The following is a 21,020-nucleotide window of genomic DNA, read 5'->3' as shown; positions in this document are numbered from 1 at the left end:
GCAGCACGCCCTGCCACCGTGACGGACATGACTTCGTACACCGCACACCGGCCCCGTCCGCGGCGGACCGGGTGACCGGAGCCGAACTGGTGGCCACCGCGCTGGCCACAGAGGCCGAGGCCGCGCTCACCGGCACCGCGCACGGCCCCGTCCACGATCTCTGGGCGTCTTTGAGGGACGCGCTCCGCGGACGGCTCGCCGAGGCGAACCGCGCGCACGGAGGCGGTGGTTACGGGCCACGGGTCCTGGACGCGTACCTCACGGACCCCGACGTCTGGCGGACGCGGCTGCTGCGCGTCCTGACAAGCACCGGCGCGCACCGGGACAGCGGGATCCTCGCGGCGGCCCGGGCCGTGATCCGCGCCGAGCGCAGCGCGGACCTCACCGGCGGCGCCCACCGCACCACGCCCCGCGCCTGAGTACCCGTACTCAGACGCCCTGCGTCGCAGCACGCTGACGCGGCCCCGCCCGCGAGCCGAGGATGAGACGGCCCCGCCCCGCTCGGAAAGAGGTACTCATGGGCCGTCAACTGCAGCTGCGCACCGCCACATCGGAGGACCACGACTGGATCCACGAGCTGCGCCACCGCGTGTACGCCCAGGAGCTGGGCCAGCACGCGACGAACCCGGCGCGGCGGCTGAGCGACGGGCTCGACGGCGACAACGTCCAGCTGGTCGTCGCGCGCGGCGCGGACCGCGTCGGCTTCGTGAGCGTCACGCCACCGTGGGCGGGCCGGTTCGGCCTCGACAAGTACCTGACCCGCGACGAACTGCCGCTCCTGAACGAGCCCGACACGTTCGAGGTGCGCATCCTCACCGTCGAACCGGAGGAGCGGTCCGGCGCCGCCGCGCCGCTGCTGATGTACGCGGCCCTGCGCTGGATCGCCTCCCGCGGCGGCCGACATGTCGTCGCGATGGGCCGCACCGAGGTGCTCGACCTGTACCTCGGCGTGGGCCTGACCCGCGTCGGACGCACCGTGCACAGCGGCGCCGTGACGTTCGAGGTGCTGACCGGCGGCGTCGGCGCGTTGACCCGGTCCGCCGGTCACCGGTACCGGGCCGTCGTGGAGCGGCTGCGGTCCGTCGTGGACTGGCGTCTCGACGCGTCGTTCGCGCCGGGTCCTGACGGCTGCGAGCACGGCGGCGCCTCCTTCGCCGCCGTCGGCACCGACTTCCGCACCCTGCACCGGCGTTGGGAGGTCGTCGCGGCCGATGTGCTCGACGCCTGGTTCCCGCCCGCGCCCGGCGTGCGCGCCGCCCTCACCGACGACCCCGGCTGGCTGTCACGCACCTCTCCGCCGACCGGCGCGGAAGGGCTCGTCGCGCAGATCGCCGAGGCCAGAGGCGTACCGGCGGAGACCCTGTGCGTGGGCGCCGGCTCCTCCGACCTCATCTTCCGCGCGTTCGGGCAGTGGCTCACGCCCGACAGTCGCGTGCTCCTGATGGACCCGGGGTACGGCGAGTACGCGCATGTCACGGAGCGCGTGATCGGCTGCCGCGTCGACCGGTTCCGGCTGCGCCGAGCGGACGGCTGGCGGATCGACCCGGAGCGGCTCGCCGCGGCCGTCGCCGGCGGCGACTACGACCTCGTGGTCGTCGTCAACCCGAACAACCCGACCGGAGTCCACTTCCCCGCCGCCGAGTTGAGCGCCGTCGTCGAGGGCGCACCGGCCCGCACCCGCTGGTGGATCGACGAGGCGTACCTGGGCTATGTCGACCCCGCCGAGTCGCTCGCCCCGCTCGCCACCACCGACCCCCGGGTCGTCGTGTGCACCTCGCTGTCCAAGATGTACGCCCTGTCGGGGCTGCGCGCCGCCTACCTGGTCGCCGAGCCGCACACCGCGGCGCACCTGCGGCGCTGGACCCCGCCCTGGCCGGTGAGCCTGCCCGCGCAACGGGCCGCGGTGGCGGCGCTGCGCGACCCGGAGCACTATCGCGCCCACTGGCGGCGCACCCACGAACTGAGACACCGACTCGCCCTGGAACTGGCGGAGTTGGGCGAGGGGGTCCAGGTGGAGGAGGGCGTGGCGAACTTCCTCGACATCACGCTGCCGCGCAGCGGTCCGAGCGCCGCGCAGTTCGTCCGCGCGTGCCGCGGCCACGACGTGTACCTGCGCGACCTGTCGCCGCTGTCCGCGCTCTACGAGGGCCGCACCGTACGCATCGCCGTGAAGGACACCGCGGAGAACGCCCGGGTCGTGGCCGCGTGCCAGGCCGCCCTGGACGTGCTCCTGCCGCCCGTGCCGCGCCCGGCCGTCGGGGCCGCCCGGTGACCACCGTCGGTTCCCTGGCGCCCTGGCTCGGCGGGGCGCTGGCCCTCGCCGGGGCGGGCGTGGTGGCGTCCCGGCGCCGCGAGCTGATGATCCGCTGGTGCGCGTGGGCGGTCGGGGTGCCGCTGATCACCGGGGCGTTCTGGCTCGGGCGGCCCGGCGCCGCCGTCCTCGCCGCGGCGGCCGGGCTGATCGCGGTCCTGGAGTTCGGCGGGCTCATGCGACTGCCCCGGCCCGACCGGGCGGTGCTCGCCGCCGCGGTGACGGGCGTCGTCCTCACCACCTGGCTCGCGCCCCACGGGACACCGCGCGCCGTCGGGGCGGGAGCGCTCGCCGTGGCCGCGGTCCCGCTGCTGGCGGGCGACGCGGCGCACGGCCTGCGCCGCGTCGGCGCCGGACTGCTCGGCCTGGTGTGGCTCGGCGTCCTCGCCGCGCTCGTCCCGCTCGGCGCCACCGGGCTCGCCCTGTTCGTCGCCGTCTCCGTCGCGGACATCACCGCGTACTTCGCCGGACGGCGGCTCGGCGGTCCGTTCCTCTCGCCGCTGTCCCCGGCCAAACGCTGGAGCGGCACGCTCGCGGGGGCCGTCACCGGAGTCGCCACGCTCGCCGTCCTCGGCGCCGCCAGCTGGCCCACCGCGGTGGCCGTCGCCCTCGGCGGCCCCGCAGGAGACCTCTTCGAGTCCATGGTCAAGCGCGGCAGCGACGTGAAGGACGCGGGCAGCTGGCTCCCCGGCTCGGGCGGCCTCCTGGACCGTGTCGACTCGCTCCTCGGCGCCCTGGCGGTGCTGCTTCTGCTGGGCTGACCTTCCGTCAGTGGTCGCGGGTACCCTGCGACCAGGAGGTGCGGCATGCGCGACGACGCGGACCCGGGACTCTTCGGACCCGACTCGGTGACCTGGCAGGTGCACTCCGACCCCATGATGTGGGTCGCGGGCGTGCGCGCCCTGTACCTCCAGGCGCTGCACCCCCGCGCCGTGCGCGGCGTCATGCAGAACTCGGACTTCCGGCGCGACGCCTGGGGCCGCCTGATGCGCACCGCGAGCTTCGTCGGCACGACCACGTACGGGACGACGGACGCGGCCGAGAAGGCCGGCGCCCGCGTCCGCAGGATCCACAGCCATCTGTCGGCCACCGACCCGGACACGGGGGAGCGGTACGGCGTCGACGAACCGGCACTGCTGCTGTGGGTGCACTGCGCCGAGATCGACTCCTACCTGCACGTCGCACGGCGCTCCGGGTTCCGGCTCACCGACGCCCAGGCCGACCGGTACATCCACGAGCACCGCACCAGCGCCCGCCTGGTCGGCCTCGACCCCGACGGCGTCCCGGGCGATCAGCGGGAGATGCGGGAGTACTTCGAGAAGGTACGGCCCGAACTCGCGGCGGGACCCGAGGCCCGTGCCGTCGACGACTTCCTCCAGCGCCCGCCCGCTCATCCGCTGCTGAAACCGGCGCGCGAACTGCTGTGGCGGCGCGTGGCCAACCTGGCGTACGCCTCCCTGCCGCCGTACGCCCACACGCTGTACGGCAGACGCGCCCCCGCACCCGCCGTCGTCACCCGCCACCTGCGCGCCACCGGTACCGCGCTGCGCTGCGTCCCCGACCGTGTGCGCTGGCAACTGCCTCCGAAACACATCCTGCGGGCGATGGGGAGACTCGGTGCCGACGCCCGTCCCGCGCCGTACAAAGTCGGGAGATGGGTAGCCATACTGGACGAGCCGGGGAGGGCGCAGCAGCGAGGCGACGGGGGCGATGGCGAGCGATGCCGGAGTTGGGGGAGACCCGGGACGTCAGGCTGATCCACGGGCGGTACCGACTGCTCGATCTGATCGGCCGCGGCGGTATGGGCGAGGTGTGGCGGGCCCGTGACGAGTCGCTGGGGCGGCATGTCGCCGTCAAGTGCCTCAAGCCGCTGGGGCCGCAGCGCGACCAGTCCTTCACGCGTGTCCTGCGCGAGCGCTTCCGCAGAGAGGCCCGGGTCGCCGCGGGACTCCAGCACCGCGGCATCACCGTCGTGCACGACTTCGGCGAGTACGAGGGCATCCTCTATCTGGTGATGGAGCTCCTGGAGGGCAAGAACCTGAGCCAGCTGCTGGAGGAGAACCGGCACCACCCGCTGACCGTGGACGACGTCGTCGACGTCGCCGAGCAGGTCTCGTCCGCCCTTGCCTACACGCATGAGCAGGGCATCATCCACCGCGACCTGAAGCCCGCGAACATCGTGCGGCTCGTCGACGGCACCGCCAAGATCTGCGACTTCGGCATCGCACGCCTCGGCCACGACATCGGGTTCACCGCCCGGCTCACCGGCACCGGCATCGCCATGGGCACCCCGCACTACATGTCGCCCGAGCAGATCGGCGGCACCCATGTCGATCAGCGCAGCGACCTGTACTCGCTCGGGTGCGTCCTGTACGAGATCGCCACCGGCGCGCCGCCCTTCGACCTCGACGACGCCTGGGCCGTGCTCGTCGGCCACCGCGACACCCCACCCGAACCGCCGCGCAGCCACCGCCCCGACCTGCCCGCCTACGTCGACCGGATCATCCTCGAACTGCTCGCCAAGGAACCCGACGAACGACCCCGCGACGCGCGCGAGTTGGGGCGGCGGATCACCGCGGGGCGCACCGGGCGCGGCGCGTACGTGCCCACGGTGCGCACCCCGCAGCCCGACCTGCCCGCCGTCAGGACCGACACCGAGATCGTCCGCGAGCCGCGCCTGCCGTCGTGGACGCGCGGCATGACCACCGGGCACAAGGCCACCGGCGGCTCGGGGCTGCGCATCACCCCGCCCGACGGGACGTCCGGACTCGCCGGCGAGTGGATCCCGCGCCCCGCCGTCCCGTCCGGCGAGCCGGCCATCACCCCGGAGGCCGTCCGACGCCCCACCCCGGCACCGGACTTGCTCGCCACGCTCGCCTCCCGGCACAACGCCGGACTGAGCCTGGGCCGGCTCGGCCGCTGGGCGGAGGCAGGCGAGGTGCACCGCGCGGTCGCGGTGGAGCGCGAGCACGCCCTCGGCCCCGACCACCCCGACACCCTCGCCAGCCGCTACGAGGTCGCCTTCACCCTCAGCCGCACGGGACGCCCCGCCGACGCGCTGCGCGAGTACCGGCGCGTGGTCGACGGCCGCGAGCGCGTCCTCGGCGCCGATCACCCGGACACCCTCGGCGCCCGCCAGGAAGTGGCGTACGTCCTGGGCAAGCTGGGCCGCCACTTCGAGGCCCACCAGGAGTACACCTCCGTGCTCGCCGTCCGTGAGCGCGCGATGGGCCCCGAGCACCCCGACACCCTGCGCTGCCGCCACAACCTCGCCTTCAACCTCAGCCGTCTGGGCCGCCTGGAGGACTCGTACCGGATGGCGAGCGACGTGGCGGAGGCCCGCGCCCGCGTCCTCGGTCCCGATCACCCCGACACACTCGTCACGCGCTGCGAAGTCGGCTACACCCTGGGACAGTTGGGCCGCTGGAGCGAGGCCCTCCAGGCGTACCGCGAGGTCGCCCAGGCCCGCGCCCAGGCGCTCGGCCCCGACCACCCCGACACCCTCGCCGCGCGCTACGAGGTCGGCATCAGCCTGGGCCGCCTCGGCCGCAGCGCGGAGGCGCTCACGCTCTACCGCGACCTCATCGACGACCGCACCCGCGTCAGCGGCCCTGGCGACCCGGAGACGCTGCGCGCCCGCCACGGCCTCGGTGTCAACCTCGGCCGCATGGCCCGCTGGGAGGAGGCCCTCGCCGAGGCCCGCGACGTCTGCGCGATCCGCGAGCGGGTCCTCGGCCCCGACCACGTCGACACCCTCATCAGCCACCGCGAGGTCGCCGTCGCCCTGGGCTGGCTCGGCCGTTGGCAGGACGCCCTGGTCGAGTACCGCACAGTGGCGGCGGCCCGCGAACGGGTGCTGGGCGAGTCCCACCCCGGCACCCTGGCCAGCCGCAACGACGAGGCCCACTGCCTGGAACAACTGGGCCGCGCCACGGAGGCGGTGGCCCTCCACCGCAGGATCTCGGCGTTGCGACGACGTCCCTGAGGAACGGCGGCGGGTACCGCGATGGCGCGCAGGGACGGGGCGAAACCCCACCTGGGGGCGCGGGGACTGCGCGAGCAACCACGACGAGACCCGCGCCCGCCGACAGCGCACATCCCGCAACGGCGACGAGGCTCCGGGGCGAAGCCCCACAGGGGCGACCTCCCCGGACGACCTCTGGCTGCCCCGCCCCCTCCCGTGTTACGAAGAGCCATGCCCGCACCCAGCACCGTCCCCGCCCCCACCTCGGACGTCGTCATCGTCGGCGGTGGCCACAACGGCCTGGTCGCCGCCGCCTACCTCGCCCGTGCAGGGCGCACCGTCACCGTCCTGGAACGGCTCGGGACGACCGGCGGCGCCGCCGTCTCGACCCGTCCGTTCCCCGGCGTGGACGCCCGCCTGTCCCGGTACTCGTATCTCGTCAGCCTGCTGCCGAAGAAGATCGTGTCCGACCTCGGGCTCGACTTCGCGGTGCGGCAGCGCACCGTCTCCTCGTACACCCCCGACGTGCGCGACGGCCGGCCCACAGGGCTGCTCGTCGGCGGCGGTGACGACCGGACCCGCGCCTCCTTCGCCCGGCTCACCGGTGACGATCGCGCGTACGAGGCATGGACCGGGTTCTACGAGATGACCCGGCAGGTCGCCGAGCGCGTCTTCCCGACCCTCACCGAGCCCCTCCCGACCCGCGCCGCCCTGCGCGAGCGCGTCGGTGACGAGGAGGCGTGGCGGCTGCTGTTCGAGGAGCCCATCGGGGCCGGGATCGAGCGGCACTTCGACGACGACCTGGTGCGCGGCGTCGTGCTCACCGACGCGCTGATCGGCACGTTCGCCGACGCCCACGACCCGGGCCTGGCCCAGAACCGCTGCTTCCTGTACCACGTGATCGGCAACGGAACGGGCGACTGGGACGTCCCGGTGGGCGGCATGGGCGCGCTGACCGACGCCCTCGCGAACGCCGCCCGCGCCGCGGGTGCGCATCTCGTCACCGGGCACGAGGTGACCCGGATCGAGACCGACGGGCAGCGCGCCGAGGTGGCCTACCGGAGCGAGGACGGCGAAGGGACCGTCGCCGCGGGGCACGTCCTCGTCAATGCCTCGCCGGAGGCCCTCGCCCGGCTCATCGGCGACACCCCGCCGACCCCGGCCGAAGGCGCCCAGCTCAAGGTCAACATGCTGCTGAAGCGGCTGCCCCGGCTGAAGGACACGGCCGTCGACCCGCGCGAGGCGTTCGCCGGGACCTTCCATGTCGCCGAGGGATACGGCCAGTTGGCGACCGCGTACACCGAGGCGGCGGCGGGCTCACTGCCGAGCGCCCCGCCGTCCGAGATCTACTGTCACAGCCTCACCGATCCGACCATCCTGGCCCCGGAGCTCGTCGAGCGCGGCTACCAGACCCTCACGCTCTTCGGACTGCACACTCCGGCCCGCCTCTTCGCCGCCGACCACGACACGGTCCGCGCCGACCTGCTCAAAGCCACCCTCGCCCAGCTCGACACCGCTTTGGACGAGCCCATCGAGGAGTGCCTGGCCGAGGACGCCGACGGCCGCCCGTGCATCGAGGCGAAGACCCCGCTCGACCTGGAGCGGGACCTGAGGCTGCCGGGCGGCAACATCTTCCACCGCGCCCTCGCCTTCCCGTACGAGCAGGACGGCACCGGCCGCTGGGGTGTGGAGACCGCCCACGCGAACGTGCTGCTGTGCGGCGCGGGCGCGGTGCGCGGAGGCGGGGTCAGCGGCATTCCCGGGCACAACGCCGCCATGGCGGTGCTCGGCCGCTGACCCCCGGCCCCTCTTCGCTCAGCCGGCGAAGACGCCCCGCAGCGCACCGATCTTGCGCGGCAGGTCGTACTCGGCGCCGCCCTCGTGCCCGTTGTAGGGGAACACCTCGATGGCGGCGGGCCCGGCATACCGGTGGTAGGCGGCGAACACGGTGGACGAGGGGCACACCTTGTCCATCAGGCCGACCGAGAACCACGCCGGACTCGCCGCCCGCGCCGCGAAGTTGACCCCGTCGAAGTAGGACAGGGTCTCCATCGCCGCCTCCACGCCGAAGCGGTGTCCCGACAGGAAGCGGGCGATCTCCGCGTACGGACCGTTGTCCGTGATCTGCGACGCCCGCCGGAAGTGGCACAGGAACGGCACGTCGGCGACGGTCGCCGCGACGTCGTCGCGCAGCCCCGACACGGCGAGGGCGAGCCCGCCGCCCTGGCTGCCGCCGAGCACCGCGACCCGCGCCGCGTCGACCGCCTCGTGCGCGCGGACCGCGTCGACGGCCCGCACCGCGTCGGTGATCAGCCGCCGGTAGTAGTGCCGGTGCGGGTCCTCGATGCCGCGCGTCAGGAAGCCGGGCGACGACGAGCCGTGCCCCTCCGGAGCGAGGTCCGGGGTGTCGGCGGTGTTCTTGCCGCCGCCGCCCTGCCCACGGTTGTCCATGACGAGATGGGCGCAGCCGAGCGCGCTCCAGGTCAGCCAGGAGTACGGGATGCCCCGGCCGCCGTTGTAGCCGATGTACTGGACGACGGCGGGCAGCGGCCCCGAGCGCGAGCGCGGCAGCAGCAGCCACGCCTTCACGGGCTGCCCGCCCCACCCGTGGAACGTCACGTCGAAGACGTCCACCGTCGCGAGCCCCGTCTCGTACGGCACGAAGCGGGCGTCCAGCGGATGCCGGGCGGTGTCGTCGAGCGTCTTGCGCCAGAACGCGTCGAAGTCGGCGGGCTCCTCCGGCTCGGGCCGGTACTCCCGCAGCCGGTCGAGTGGCATGTCGAACAGCAAGGTCAGCTCCTGGAGAGGGTGAGGGAGACGGTCGCGCCGTGCAGTCCCGCGGTGTCGACGGTGATCCGGGTGGCGGCGCCGCGCCGGGTGGCCGCGACGCCGGTGTCGGCGCGGGCGACCTTCCAGCCGGGCAGGTCGAGGTCGAGCACGATCCGGTCCCGCAGCTGCGTCGGATCGCTCACCGCCACGTCGATCCGCCCGTCGAGCGGGCGCACGACGACGGACGCGGGCCCGTCGGCGGCCAGCTCGCCGGCCCGGCCCGCCGCCCAGAAGTTGGCGGCGAGCAGCCCGTCGGCCGGGCGCCGCACCGCGTGCACGGCCGTCGACTCGGCGACGGTGTGCACCGGAGGAGCGAGCACAGCCTGCGCGGTCCGCTCGGCCGACGCCCCCGGCAACTGGAGCCAGCAGTACCCCGCGTCTGTCGGCGCCGTGCCGTGCTCCTGCCACAGCGTGAGATACGGCCGGGTGACCGGTGTGTCGGTGCCGTACTTGATGTTGATGTCCCGCCAGGTCGCGGTGCGCTGTTCGCGCAGGGCGCGTACGGCGGCCGGCCGGGGGAAGACATAGCCGCCCGTCCCCGCCAGGTGCACACTGCGCGCGTTCTCGTACGTGGCCGACCAGCCGGCGTCGGACGGCGCCGGCACTCCGTCCACCGTCAACCCGGCCGCTGCGTCACGGAGTTTGCGGTTCTCGACGATCGTCTCCACGGGACCCGCGTCCGCCGTGATCCCCGAGCCGACGTGCGCGATCACGTCGTCCAGGCAGAACCAGCTCTTGAGGGCCCGAAGCGAACTCCCGTACGCGCGCAGTGCCATGCCGTACGCGCCGAGCGTCGTCCCGGGCAGCGCCGCGCCGCCCGCCCAGTCGGCGGTGCTCGTGGTGCGCTGGCCCGCCGCGTCCGCCGGGCGCTCGGCGACGACGGTGGTGCCGGGCAGCCGCAGCGGGTCCACGGTCGGCCAGTAGTCCTCGCTGTAGTGGCCGAGGTCGGCGTCGTACAGGAGCACCATGCCGTCGGAGAGGTGCCAGCCGTGCAGGTTCTCGTTCTGGATGGACTCGTAGTTGTAGATACGGGTGGAGTAGGCGGAGATGCCGAGCGTGAACGCCGGGCGGTGGTGCATCGCCTTGTCCATGCGCGGGAACTGACGGTGCGTCACTAGCGGGCCGCGCGGTTTCGTGGCGGAGGCCAGCAGCCGCTGGGCCGCGACGAGCGAGGCCAGGTCGGTGACGTCGAGGAAGTCGCGGTACGTGTCCTCGGTGATCCACTGTTTGACCAGCGCCGCGAACCGGTCGGCGTCGTCGCCGGTGAGGCCCGGCAGCAGCCGCAGCACGGCCTCGATCACCGTCTGCGCCGCCACGTGCCCCTGCTTGCTGGACCGGGCGATCTCCCTGCCGCACACCCCGGCCTGCACGTCCCCACGGGCGATCAGCGGCTCGAAGCCGTCCGTCACCCACCGCCGCACGTTCAGCAGGTCCGGGTCGGTGACCTCCCAGTCGGTGCCGGTGAGCAGGTTGAGCAGCCGGGACAGATTGCCCAACAGCTCTTTACCGTAGCCCCCGTTGTAGGGGTGCTTGTAGTGCTGGAGGAACGAGCCGTCGGAGTAGAAGCCCTCACCGGTGCCCTGGTCGCCCAGGGTGTCCTGGAAGGCGAGCACGCTGTTCGCGCCGCCGCCCTCCACGTCCGACAGGGCGTCGCGCACCCGCGCCAGATCGGTGCCGGCACCGCGCAGCACGGCGTTCACGGCGACGACCGTGCAGATCCACACCCGGTTGGCGCCCGTGGCGATCTGCCGGTCCACGCGCCACAGGTTCGGGTCCGGCGTGTAGTGGCGTACGGCGTCGGTGACCCGGGTCAGCCGGTCCGCGCCGAGCACGTCGAAGAGCAGCACCGCTGTGTCGTTGAGGGCGAGCCCGCAGCCGATCTCCCAGTCCCAGTCGTTGTCGAACCGCACGTGATCGGGGCCGTAGCGGTGGTCGAGCATCCAGTCGACGCCCCGGCACAGCAGCTCTGCGAGGGCCGCGTCGCCGTACTGGCCCGTGCCCGGCACCGCCCACGCGGTGGCGATCGTCGCGAGCCGCTTGAAGGACGTGGTGACGTGGTTCGAGACGGAGGTGCTGGTCAGGTCGGGCCACAGGCCGTCGGTGCGGGACGGGTCGAGGCCCTTCGCGGCGCTCACCGCCGCCCGGTCGATCCGGGCGACCGCGGCGGCGATCCGCGGCTCCGTGGTGTCGAGCCCCGGCCCGCCGGTCAGCAGGGTCTGCCAACGGGCGCGCAGGGAGGCCGTGTCGTCGTCGGCGTGCGCGACGGACAGCAGGGGCGTCGGGAGGGCGAGCGCGGCGAGGGCCGCGCCGGTGCCGGCGAGGACGGTGCGGCGGGTCGTGGTCACGACGCGGCCCCGGCGCTCGCGGAGCAGAGGGCCGTCGGGTCGTAGTCGGCGCCGTACGTGCCCACGGAGTTCCCCCCGGTGTTCCCGCTCATCGTGTTGCTGCACACCGGCCCCTGCGGGGTGCGCATCACCTTGATGCCGCCGCCCGCGTTGTCGGTGATCGTGTTGCCGTAGACCTGGGTGTCGACACCGTCCGTGGCGGTGTCGCCGCCGAGCCGGACGCCCGCGCCCGTGTTGTCGTGCAGAGTGTTGTACCGGAAGATGTTGCCGTTCCCACGCGCGTCGAGCCCACCCGAACTCGGGTCACGCTGCTGCGAACAGTCGTTGTACTCCACGTAGTTGTGGGTGGAGTTCTCCTTCACGTCGACGCACTCGTTGCCGCGCGTGGCGATCGTGTTGTGGTGGATCCGGTTGTTCTTGCTGACGTCGGGGGCCGCGTCGGGCGCACCGTTCGCGCCCTGCTGCTCGGGGGCCGTGCCGAGATAGACACCCTCGCCGTTCTTGCCGCCCCCGCCGAACTTGAAGTCGGCGACGCCGCAGTCGCTGATCGTGTTGTCGTGCACGTCGGCACCCGTGACGAGATAGCGCAGCCGCAGACATTCGTCGGCCGCGTTCTTCAGCGTCATGTTCGTGATCGTCAGGGCGTTGACGCCGTTGCCGGGCGTTGTGCTCATCACGTAGACGAGTTTGGAGCGGTAGCCGGCGACGCTGCTCGACGACCCGAACAGGCCGTCCACGGTGAACCCGTCGAGGACGGTGCCGTCGTGCTGCACCTGCACGATACGGGTGCTGCCCGCCCCCTTCACGACGGCGCTCGCCGGGCCGGTGAGGGTGACGTTCTCCCGGCGCGTCACCACGTCCTGGAGGTACGTGCCCGAGGCCAGGTGCACGACGGAGCCCTCCGGGGCCACGTCGAGGGCGTGCTGGATCGTGGCGAACGGCGCGCCGGGCGACGTACCGGCGGCGGTGTCGCTGCCGCTCGGGCTCACGTAGTACGCGGTGGCCGCGGTGGCCGGTGCGGCGGGCAGGGCGAGCGCGGCGCAGGCGCCGAGCGCGAGGGCGGACAGGACGTGCGGGGTGCGTCTGGACATCACGGGGTCCTCTCTGGTTGCGGTGCGGCGAAGTGCAGGGCGAGCAGGACGGGCACGCTCGGACCGAACAGCAGCGGGCCGAGCGGGACGGGCAGCGTGAGGATCACGGCGGAGACGGCCGCGCCGAGCAGAGCGGTGCCGCGCGCGGGCGAGCCGAAGGCGAGGGCGAACGCCCGCTGATGCCAGTCGGCGGGCGGCGCGTCCGGGGCGAGGGCCGCGTGCGCCGCGAACGCCGTGCAGTGGACCGCGAGGGCCGCCACGATCCCGGCCTGCGCGGCCAGCAGCACGAACGGGTGCGGACTGGAACGCCCGCTCAGAAAGAGGCAGTTGGCGAGGAGGACGGCCACGGCGGCGGTCCCGATGAGGCTCTGCCGCCACAGCACGCGCCAGCAGCGCGGAAACACGGCGAACACCCCGGTGAAGCACCGGTTGTCCCCGTCGGAGCGCCATCGCTGGAGCGTGCGGGCGAGGGCGACGAGCGCGGGCAGCCAGGTCACGACGCCGAGGGCCAGGACCGTGAACGCGGCGCCCGCTGCGGCCGGTTGGGCCACCCGGTCGAGCACCCGCAGCGGCCGTCCGCGCGAGCCGAACTGGAGAGACATGGTCATCGCCGTCTATACCGCCGATCCGGTGTGCGGCTCCGTCCAGGTGCGGACGGTCCTTCCGTCCAGGGCGAGGCGCGTGCCCGCGACCACATAGGGCGCACGGCCGGGCGCGAGCAGCACCGCCGCCGCGTGCGCCGACACCCCGGGCGCCTCGATGCGCCGCTCGACAGGGGAGAGGAGCACGGTCTCCGGGCCGTCGGGCGTCGCGAAGGTGATGCCGTACGGGGTCCAACGTGCCGTCGGCGCCTGCGCCTCCGGCTCGATCGTCGTCAGGAACCGAGCCTGTGCGCGTGCGGGCGTCGTCACCCGCAGTGTGTGCAGGGTTCGCGTGATGCTCAACTCCGGTGTGCTGGACGTGGGGTTGGCCTCGACCTCGACCGGCCGCGAGACGACCTCGCCGTCGTCGGGGGCGTGCCGGCGCAGCCAGGCCCGCGCGTCCCCGGCCTCGATCAGCCGGTCGTGACCGTCAGGGCCGTGCGGTGTCGTCGGCGCGTCCGTCTGCAGCAGGAACGTCCAGGTGCGGGCGGTGTCGGCCGCCGCCTCGTCGAGCAGCACGAGGCGCCCCGACGGGGTGCAGACCAGCGTCCGGTCAAGGCGTCGCACACCCAGTTCGGACGGGTACATCGCGGCGATCTCCGCGGTGCCGTGCGCCCACCCGCCGTCGGCCAGCACGTCCCGCAGCCGCGCCCGGTGCTCGTACGGCATGCCCTCGTACACGTGGTAGCGGCCCTCGCCCGCGAAGCCCTGTCCGTCGACGAGCAGCAGATTGTGGTGCGCGGTTCGCTTGTTGTTGCTGTAGCCCTCGTCGACGGCGAGGAAGGAACCGCCCGACGTGAGGACGAACGACCCGGCGTCCGGGTGGTGATGCCCCTGGCCGAGCGTCTCCCAGCCGAGGTCGGCCCGGTGCTTCGCCGACGTCTCCCACGCCTGGTGGCCGCCGCCCGGCGCCGCCTTGAACGACACGAACGTCGCCGCCGCGTCCCACCCCGTTCGCGCCGTGAGCAGCCCGAGATCAGGGAAGTACGCATGCGTCCGCGCGGGCGCGACCGGCTCGACCGACGGGTCGTGCCACAGGTACTCCAGATATGCCTCCGCCCGGATCCCCGGCCGTACGCCGCTCAACACGGCCTCGTCGTCGAAGAGTTCGCGGTCCACGAGGTCGGCGAGCCACTGGGCCTCGCCGATCCCGAAGCGTGCGGCGAGCCGCCGGTACAGGGCCACGCTGTGACCACTGCGCCGGTCGTGGCAGTCGCCGTGTCCGGTCTGCTCGGCGAAACCGGGCGCCGACTGATGCAGCCGGAAGCCGAAGGTGTGCTCCATGAAGCCGCCCCGGTCCCACCAGTCCAGGCCCTCGCACTCCTGGAGCAGATCGAGATGGATCGCCAGCCACGGCACCCCGTACCGCCAGTACACGACGCCCTCGGCGTGCGAGCCGTCGGCGGGCAGCGCGTCCAGGACCCGGCCCAGATTGTCCTTGGCCCGCTCCGTCCACTCCTCGCGCCCGAGCACGTACCCGGCGGTCGCGAGGCCCGCGTAGCAGATCCAGTTGTGGTTCTGCCAGTACGAGGACGACCACCAGCGGCCCTCGGTCGCCACCGCGAACTCGTACAACCGCCGCCCCTGGACGAGGAGTTTGTAGCGCAGCAGGCCCACGAGGTCGGGGGAGAGCACGTCGCCGATCCAGTGGTGGGCCAGGGACAGACCGTGCAGCAGCCAGCCCGCGTCCAGGTCGTGGTCGGGCATGTGGGCCCGGCCCCAGTGCGGGAGACGGACCGCCGCCGCGATCCACCGCTCCGCCTCGGCGAGATGGGCCGGGTCGCCGGTCAGGCGGTGGGCGAGCGCCGGGTGGGCGGCGGCCGGGCCCAGCCAGGTGATGCTCGCCTCCGGGTGCCGGGACGGTGGCGTCAGCGCCCGGTGCCGGACCGCCTCGTCGAGCAGCCTGCGCTCCTGGTGCGGGCGCGGGCCCGGCGGTGGCGTCGCGGACAGCAGCATGTCAGGCCCCCGTCCCGTGCACGCTCCGCGAGCCGTCGGCGCGCTCCACCACGACCTCGTCCCCGGTCACGCGCACATCCGTCACGGCCGGGCCCTGCGCCGCCGTCCGGTACACGGACGCGTACACGATCCGCGCGCCGTACCCGGTCAAGTCGACCCAGGTGTGCGTGAGTTGAGGATCGTCAGCCGTCCCTGGTCCCGGCCGGGTCACCGGGCGTACGGCACCGTCCGAGGCGTGCCAGCCGTGCAGCACCTCGTCGCCGGGCCCGTACCAGGTCGTGCGCACCGGCCCGTCCGGCTGCACCTGCACGTCGAGCGCGACGCCGGGCCGCAACTGGGCCGTGACCTGCCGTCCGGCGCCGGCCTCCACCGTCAGGACGTCGACGAGGTGGGAGCCCGCCGCCTCGATCCGGCGCACCGCCCGCACCCCGTCGTACGCCTCGCTCACCTCGGCCGTCACCGACACCGCGTCGCGCGCTACGAGTCGGCCCGCGCACTCCGCCTGCTCGGCGCCGTCGACCCGGAACGCCGGGTGCGCCGCCGTCGAGGCGTAATGGTCCCGGAACTCGGCGTGCGCGTAGGGGACTTGGCCCGGATCGGGCTGCCAGCACGCGCCGCTGCCGTACAGCGACAGGGCCAGCTTGTCCCGGTGCCCGTGCGAACCGCCGTGCGGCCCGAACGCCAGAACCGCCTGCACCCCGGCCGAACGCACCACCGCGTACCCGGCGTCCTCGAAGACCGTCACCGGCGCGGGCGCCGGCCGCTCCGGCAGCGGGGGACCCGCGAACCACGGGCCTTGGCCGGAGAGCAGCAGGTCCATGCCGTCGTCCATCGCCCCGGCCTCCACCCGGGCCTGCGCCGCCACCGCGGCGAGACGCGACGACGGCGCGAAACCCTCCGCCAGCGCGACCAGTTCGAGCCACTCCAGGGCGAGCGGAGCCCGCACGTACGGCCCGTCGTTGAGGGCGGGCAGCACCCCGCCGTCCGTGGCCAGCGCCGCGAGCACGTCGACCATGCCGCACAACCGCTGCGCCACGTCCGCCGGAACGTCCGCGGGAGCGAGACCGCGCAGCGCGAGCAGCGCGGCCCGCAGCACGAACCCGTGGTAGTACGTGCTGCCCTCCCACTCCCAGCCGTCGCCGCCGACGCACGCCCGCAGCTGCGCGTACAGCCCGTGCGGCCCGTCCAGCCACTGCTTGGCGCCGTCCCACGAAGTGCCGCGCACCAGCGCCGCCGCCCGGCCCGTCGCGATCCCCGCCGCTGTCAGCCACGTCGTGTAGTTCGACGCCAGATCGCCCCGGTCGACCAGGACGTGCCGGGCGTCGAGGGCCGCCCGTTCCAGTTCGTCCAGGAGCGGGAGCACGGCGTCGGTACCGGGCGCGCCGTGCTCCGCGAGCGTCCAGACGGCGTGTCCGATGTTCACCGCCCAGATCGCGTCGGTCAGCGCCTGGTGGAAGAGCCGCCCGCGCAGCATCCACGCCTGCGCGCCCTCGTGCCCGTCGGCCGCCAACTCCCGGTACACATCGGCGTACTCGACCAGTAGCCGCACCGCATCGGCGTCCTCTCCGCGCAGCGCGAGCACCCGGATCCGGCGCGCCCACGCCTGGTGCGCGAGGACCGTCCACGCGCCGCGCACCTCGGGGGTGTCCACCCGGCAGCCGCGGGCACACCGCGCGCCGCCCTCGGGGAACACCCCGGACAGCACGTCGCCGTGGTCCAGTTCGAGACCGTGCGCGGGACACACGTACGCGTGCCACCAGCCGCCCCGCTCGCGCGGGATCATCCGGCTCATCGGGGCCACACACCACCGTCGATGTCGAGCGTCGTCCCCGTGAGGAACCCGGCGGCGGGCGAGGCGAGGTGGACGACGGACGCGGCGACGTCCTCCGGCGTGCCGGGACGGCCGACCGGGATGCCCGCCGCCATCGCCTCCTGCGCCTCGGGCGCCGTGAACGTGTCGTGGAACGCGGTGCCCTTGATGAAGCCCGGCGCGACCGCGTTCACCGTCACGCCCGCCCCCGCGACCTCCTTGGCCAGCGCCTTCGTGAAGCCGCGGATGCCGGCCTTCGCGGCGGCGTACGCCACCGAGCCGGGGCCACCGCCGTTGTGCGCGGCCAGCGACGACATGGTCACGATGCGCCCGGCGGGCGACGCCGACAGATGTGGCAGGGCGGCCCGGCAGGTACGGAACGTCGACGTCAGATTCGCGTCGATCACCCGGTCGAAGTGCTCGTCGCTCATCTCCGCGACGGTCGCCCGGCCGATCAGATGCCCCGCGTTGCACACGAGGACGTCGAGCCCGCCGAGGAACCCGACGGTGTCGGCCACGAGCCCGTCCACCTCGGCCGTGACGGTGACGTCGGCCTGGAACGCCTTGGCGCGCCGTCCCAGCTCCTCGATCGCGGCGACCGTGCGGCCCGCCTCCTCGGCCGAGCCGCGGTAGTGCACGGCGACGTCGCAGCCGGCCGCGGCGAGCGCGACGGCGATGGCCCGGCCGATGCCGTGCCCCGCGCCGGTCACGAGCGCACGGGAACCCTGAAGATCACTGGACATGCGGAACCTTTCGAAAAGGGCGGGGAGTTGCGAGGGGTCACTTGAGGCCGGTGTGGGCGAACCCCTGCACGAAGTAGCGCTGGCCGAGCAGGAACAGCAGCACCATCGGCAGCGTCGCGAGCGTCGTACCGGCCATGAGGAAGTGCCACTGCGTGCCGTTCTCCGTCTTGAAGACCGACAGGCCGACCTGGATGACGCGCAGACTGTCGGTGCGCGTCACGAGCAGCGGCCACAGGAAGTTGTTCCACGACGACTCGAAGGTCAGCAGCGCCACCGTGGTGAGCGCCGGCTTGACCTGCGGCGTCATGATGCGGGCGTAGATCCGGAACTCGCCGAGCCCGTCGAGGCGGGCCGCCTCCTCCAGCTCCACCGGAAGATCCAGGTAGAACTGGCGGAACAGGAACACCGCGAACGGTGTCACCGCGCCGGGCACGATCAGCGCCCACCAGGTGTCGAGCCAGCCGCTGCCGCCCTGCCCGAACAGGTCGTTGCCGCCCGCGAGCGGCATGAACCGCACGATCAGGAACTCGGGCAGGACCTTGGTGTACGTCGGGATCATCAGCGCGGCGACGAAGCAGTAGAACAGGAACTCACTGCCGCGGAACCGGATCCGGGCCAGCGCGTACCCCGCCATCGACGCGAACACCACGTTGAGCACGGTGTGACTGAGCGCGATGACGAAGCTGTTGCGGGCGTACGTGGCGAACGGCGCCGCGTCGAACGCGTCGACGTAGTTGCCGAAGTCCCAGTGCGCGGGCAGCAGCCCGGTGTGCTCGGACGCGATCTCCTGCGGGGTCTTCAGCGAGGTGACGATCATCCACAGGAAGGGCACCACCATCAGCAGCGAGATCACCGACAGCGTCACGTACAGCACGATCCGGCCGGGCGGAACGGGCCGCCGCGCCGCGGGGCGCACGGTCTCAGTCGTGGCCACGGGTGCCTCCCATGATGCGCCGGTTGACGAGGGTGAACCCCATGAGCAGCACGAACAGGACCAGCGACTGGGCGCAGGCGTAGCCCACGCGGAACTCGCGGAACGCCGACTTGTAGATCTCGTACGTCATCATCGTCGTCGAGCCCGCGGGGCCGCCGTCGGTGAGGACGTAGATCTGGTCGAAGGACTGGAACGCGCCGATCATCGAGGTGATGAGGACGAAGAAGGTGGCCGGCTTCAGCAGCGGCAGCGTGATCGAGAAGAACTGCCGCACCGGCGAGGCCCCGTCGACGGAGGCCGCCTCGTACAGGTCCTTCGGAAGGTTCTGCAGCGCGGCCAGATAGATCAGCATCTTCATGCCGATGCCCTGCCAGACGCCGACGAGGATCACCGACGGCATCGCCCACGACGTGGAGGCGAGCCAGGCCGGGCCCTCGATCCCGAACAGGCCGAGCAGCGTGTTGAACAGGCCGTTGCGCGGGTTGTAGATCCACAGCCACACCAGCGCGATCGCCACGGTCGCGGTCACCTGCGGCAGGAAGATCGCGGTCCGGAACACTCCGCGTGCCCGCAGCCCGGTGTTGAGCGCGAGGGCGAGCAGCAGCCCGAGCGCCATCCCGAACGGCACCGTGAAGAACGTGTAGACGACGGTGTTGACGATCGCCTTGCGGAACACGGCGTCGTTCAGCATGTCCCGGAAGTTGTCCAGGCCGACGAACCTCGGCGGGGTCAGTACGTCGTACGACGTGAACGCCAGACACACGGCGGCGACGACCGGCACACCGATCCACAGCGCCGCGTGCAGCAGCGCGGGCGCCACCATCAGCAGACCCGCCCGGCGCCTGCGGGCCCCAGGACCCTTGCGGCGAGCGGGAGTCGACGGCGCGACGGGTGGTGCGGGCGCGGTCGGCGGCCGCGTCTTGAGTACGGAGACGGCTCCCACGGTCAGCGACCCCTCACAGCCGGGAGATGGCCGCGTCGGCCAGCTCGCCGAGGTCGGCTATGGCGGACGCCGCCGACGTGTCGCCCACGATCGCCGGTTCGAGCGTCGGCTTGATCTTCTCGCGGATCTCCATCCAGGCCGGAGTGCCGCCCTCGGCGCAGGCGTCGCCCAGATTGCGGACCGAGAAGTCGACCAGCTTGTTGCCCTTCACGTACGACGACGAGCGCAGCGAGGTGATGCCGGGGACCGTCGCCCGCTGCTTCGCGGCCGCCAGCACGTTGCCGGGCGCCGCCAGGTGCGCGACCAACGCCTGTGCGGCGGCGGCGTGTTGGCTGCGCGCCGACTGGCAGACCAGGGTGCCGCCGGTGAGCATCGCGGGCCTGCGGCCGCGCAGCACGAACGCGCCGACGAGATCCTTCTCGATGAGCTCCGGGCTCTGCTCCTGGAGCTGCTTCCACAGGCCGCTGCCGGTCATCATCATGGACGCCTTGCCGAGCTGGAGATTGGTCGCGGCGCCCGCGTCCGCCTCCGTCTTCTTCGCGTAGTCCGCCGAGCCGTCCTTCTGCAGATCCTTGAAGAACTGCAGCGCCTCGACACCTCGCGCGTCGGTGAACGCGGTCTTCTTCCCGTCGGGGCTGAACAGCTGACCGCCGTTGGCGTACAGGAACGTCTCCCAGCACTGGCGCAGATCGATGGAGAACGGGTCCATGCCCATCCGCTCGCCCTTGGTCAACTCCTTGGCCATGGCGCGCAGTTCGGCCAGTGACGCCGGGGGCTTCTTGATGCCGGCCGCCGCGAAGTGGTCCTTGCGGTAGGCGACCAGGCGCGTCGCCATCACGGTCGGCAGGGCGTACAACGTGCCCTGGTAGCGGGAAGGTTCGAGAACCCGGTCCTCGTAGTCGTACTTGGCGGCGAGCGACTCCGGCAGTTCGGCGAGCACCTTCTTCGCGGCGAACGGCGGGATCCAGCCGACTCCCATCATCAGCACGTCCGGCAGCAGGCCGCCCGCGAGCGCGGTGGTGATCTTCTCGTTGAGCTGGGTGTACGTCGTGTAGTCGACGCTGACCTTGACGTCCGGGTACTTCGCGCGGAAGTCCTTGAGGATCTTCCCCTCCAGGAGCTGCTTGCCGTCCGCCCCCTCGTAGATCGGGGTGAGCAGCGAGATCTCCCCCTGGGCCGGTCCGTCGGCCTTGCCGCTCGCGCCGGTGCCGGCGCCGCAGCCGGTGAGCGCCGCCGCCGTGCCGGCGCCCAGCGCGGCCAGGAGCGATCGTCTCGTGAGTTCCATGGGACACCCCTTAAGAGGCGAGGAAGCGAGATGGTGAGTGGTGCACCGATGCACAGATCGATGCGGCTACGTGCCACGACGTAGATGCCCGCGGTGGGGTCGCGGCCTTCGGTAAATCGATGCACTGATGCTAGGAACGGCCTCAACCGAGCGTCAACAGCCCACACG

The 21,020-nt window shown here is 73.0% G+C and carries 16 protein-coding genes; 6 read left to right on the top strand and 10 right to left on the bottom strand.

Annotated elements, in window-relative coordinates; all coding sequences use genetic code 11:
* Positions 1 to 71: 71 nt before the first annotated feature.
* The 6 genes from J3486_RS17255 (at position 72) to J3486_RS17230 (ending at position 8,072) form a co-directional block, all read left to right on the top strand.
* Positions 72 to 419 carry a hypothetical protein gene (locus tag J3486_RS17255; protein ID WP_207821189.1) on the top strand — a complete coding sequence of 116 codons (348 nt, stop codon included), beginning with the start codon at positions 72 to 74 and terminating at the stop codon, positions 417 to 419.
* Positions 420 to 517: 98 nt separating this feature from the next.
* Positions 518 to 2,272 (top strand): histidinol-phosphate aminotransferase family protein, encoded by a 1,755-nt coding sequence (locus J3486_RS17250; protein ID WP_207821188.1) that lies wholly within the window; start codon positions 518 to 520, stop codon positions 2,270 to 2,272.
* On the top strand, positions 2,269 to 3,072 hold the full coding sequence (locus J3486_RS17245) for a phosphatidate cytidylyltransferase (RefSeq protein ID WP_207821187.1): 804 nt from the start codon (positions 2,269 to 2,271) through the stop codon (positions 3,070 to 3,072). Before J3486_RS17250 ends, J3486_RS17245 begins: the two co-directional genes overlap by 4 nt.
* A gap of 45 nt (positions 3,073 to 3,117) precedes the next feature.
* Positions 3,118 to 4,068, top strand: coding sequence for an oxygenase MpaB family protein (locus J3486_RS17240; RefSeq protein WP_207821186.1), 951 nt, complete (start codon positions 3,118 to 3,120; stop codon positions 4,066 to 4,068).
* Positions 4,032 to 6,296, top strand: coding sequence for a serine/threonine-protein kinase (locus J3486_RS17235; protein ID WP_207821185.1), 2,265 nt, complete (start codon positions 4,032 to 4,034; stop codon positions 6,294 to 6,296). The genes J3486_RS17240 and J3486_RS17235 overlap by 37 nt, the downstream gene beginning before the upstream one ends.
* A 210-nt stretch (positions 6,297 to 6,506) precedes the next feature.
* Complete coding sequence (locus tag J3486_RS17230; protein WP_207821184.1) at positions 6,507 to 8,072, top strand: NAD(P)/FAD-dependent oxidoreductase; 1,566 nt, start codon at positions 6,507 to 6,509, stop codon at positions 8,070 to 8,072.
* Positions 8,073 to 8,090: 18 nt separating this feature from the next.
* Here J3486_RS17230 and J3486_RS17225 read toward each other — a convergent pair whose 3' ends face one another.
* From J3486_RS17225 to J3486_RS17180, 10 genes are read right to left on the bottom strand one after another with little or no spacing between them, the layout of a single operon-like run.
* On the bottom strand, positions 8,091 to 9,065 hold the full coding sequence (locus J3486_RS17225) for an acetylxylan esterase (protein WP_307804843.1): 975 nt from the start codon (positions 9,063 to 9,065) through the stop codon (positions 8,091 to 8,093).
* A 2-nt stretch (positions 9,066 to 9,067) separates the two neighbouring features.
* A complete protein-coding gene (locus tag J3486_RS17220) occupies positions 9,068 to 11,449 on the bottom strand; it encodes a polysaccharide lyase 8 family protein (RefSeq protein ID WP_307804842.1) in 2,382 nt (793 codons plus the stop codon).
* Positions 11,446 to 12,540: a right-handed parallel beta-helix repeat-containing protein gene (locus J3486_RS17215; protein WP_207821183.1), complete on the bottom strand. Its 1,095-nt coding sequence runs from the start codon at positions 12,538 to 12,540 to the stop codon at positions 11,446 to 11,448. Before J3486_RS17215 ends, J3486_RS17220 begins: the two co-directional genes overlap by 4 nt.
* A complete protein-coding gene (locus tag J3486_RS17210; protein ID WP_207821182.1) occupies positions 12,540 to 13,148 on the bottom strand; it encodes a hypothetical protein in 609 nt (202 codons plus the stop codon). Before J3486_RS17210 ends, J3486_RS17215 begins: the two co-directional genes overlap by 1 nt.
* A 6-nt stretch (positions 13,149 to 13,154) precedes the next feature.
* Positions 13,155 to 15,137 carry a heparinase II/III family protein gene (locus J3486_RS17205; RefSeq protein WP_207821181.1) on the bottom strand — a complete coding sequence of 661 codons (1,983 nt, stop codon included), beginning with the start codon at positions 15,135 to 15,137 and terminating at the stop codon, positions 13,155 to 13,157.
* Between the two features lies 1 nt (position 15,138).
* Entirely contained in the window at positions 15,139 to 16,929 is a 1,791-nt protein-coding gene (locus J3486_RS17200; protein ID WP_207821180.1) for a heparinase II/III family protein, read from the bottom strand.
* On the bottom strand, positions 16,926 to 17,690 hold the full coding sequence (locus J3486_RS17195; protein WP_207821179.1) for an SDR family NAD(P)-dependent oxidoreductase: 765 nt from the start codon (positions 17,688 to 17,690) through the stop codon (positions 16,926 to 16,928). The genes J3486_RS17200 and J3486_RS17195 overlap by 4 nt, the downstream gene beginning before the upstream one ends.
* Before the next feature lie 37 nt (positions 17,691 to 17,727).
* Positions 17,728 to 18,624 carry a carbohydrate ABC transporter permease gene (locus J3486_RS17190; RefSeq protein ID WP_307804841.1) on the bottom strand — a complete coding sequence of 299 codons (897 nt, stop codon included), beginning with the start codon at positions 18,622 to 18,624 and terminating at the stop codon, positions 17,728 to 17,730.
* Positions 18,611 to 19,567 (bottom strand): carbohydrate ABC transporter permease, encoded by a 957-nt coding sequence (locus J3486_RS17185; RefSeq protein WP_207821178.1) that lies wholly within the window; start codon positions 19,565 to 19,567, stop codon positions 18,611 to 18,613. Before J3486_RS17185 ends, J3486_RS17190 begins: the two co-directional genes overlap by 14 nt.
* A gap of 13 nt (positions 19,568 to 19,580) precedes the next feature.
* Positions 19,581 to 20,852, bottom strand: a complete 1,272-nt coding sequence (locus J3486_RS17180) for an ABC transporter substrate-binding protein (RefSeq protein ID WP_207821177.1) — start codon at positions 20,850 to 20,852, stop codon at positions 19,581 to 19,583.
* Positions 20,853 to 21,020: the final 168 nt, after the last annotated feature.

Source organism: Streptomyces sp. VRA16 Mangrove soil, from assembly GCF_017377775.1.
Classification (GTDB): domain Bacteria; phylum Actinomycetota; class Actinomycetes; order Streptomycetales; family Streptomycetaceae; genus Streptomyces.
This window is presented reverse-complemented; position numbering and strand designations above follow the sequence as displayed.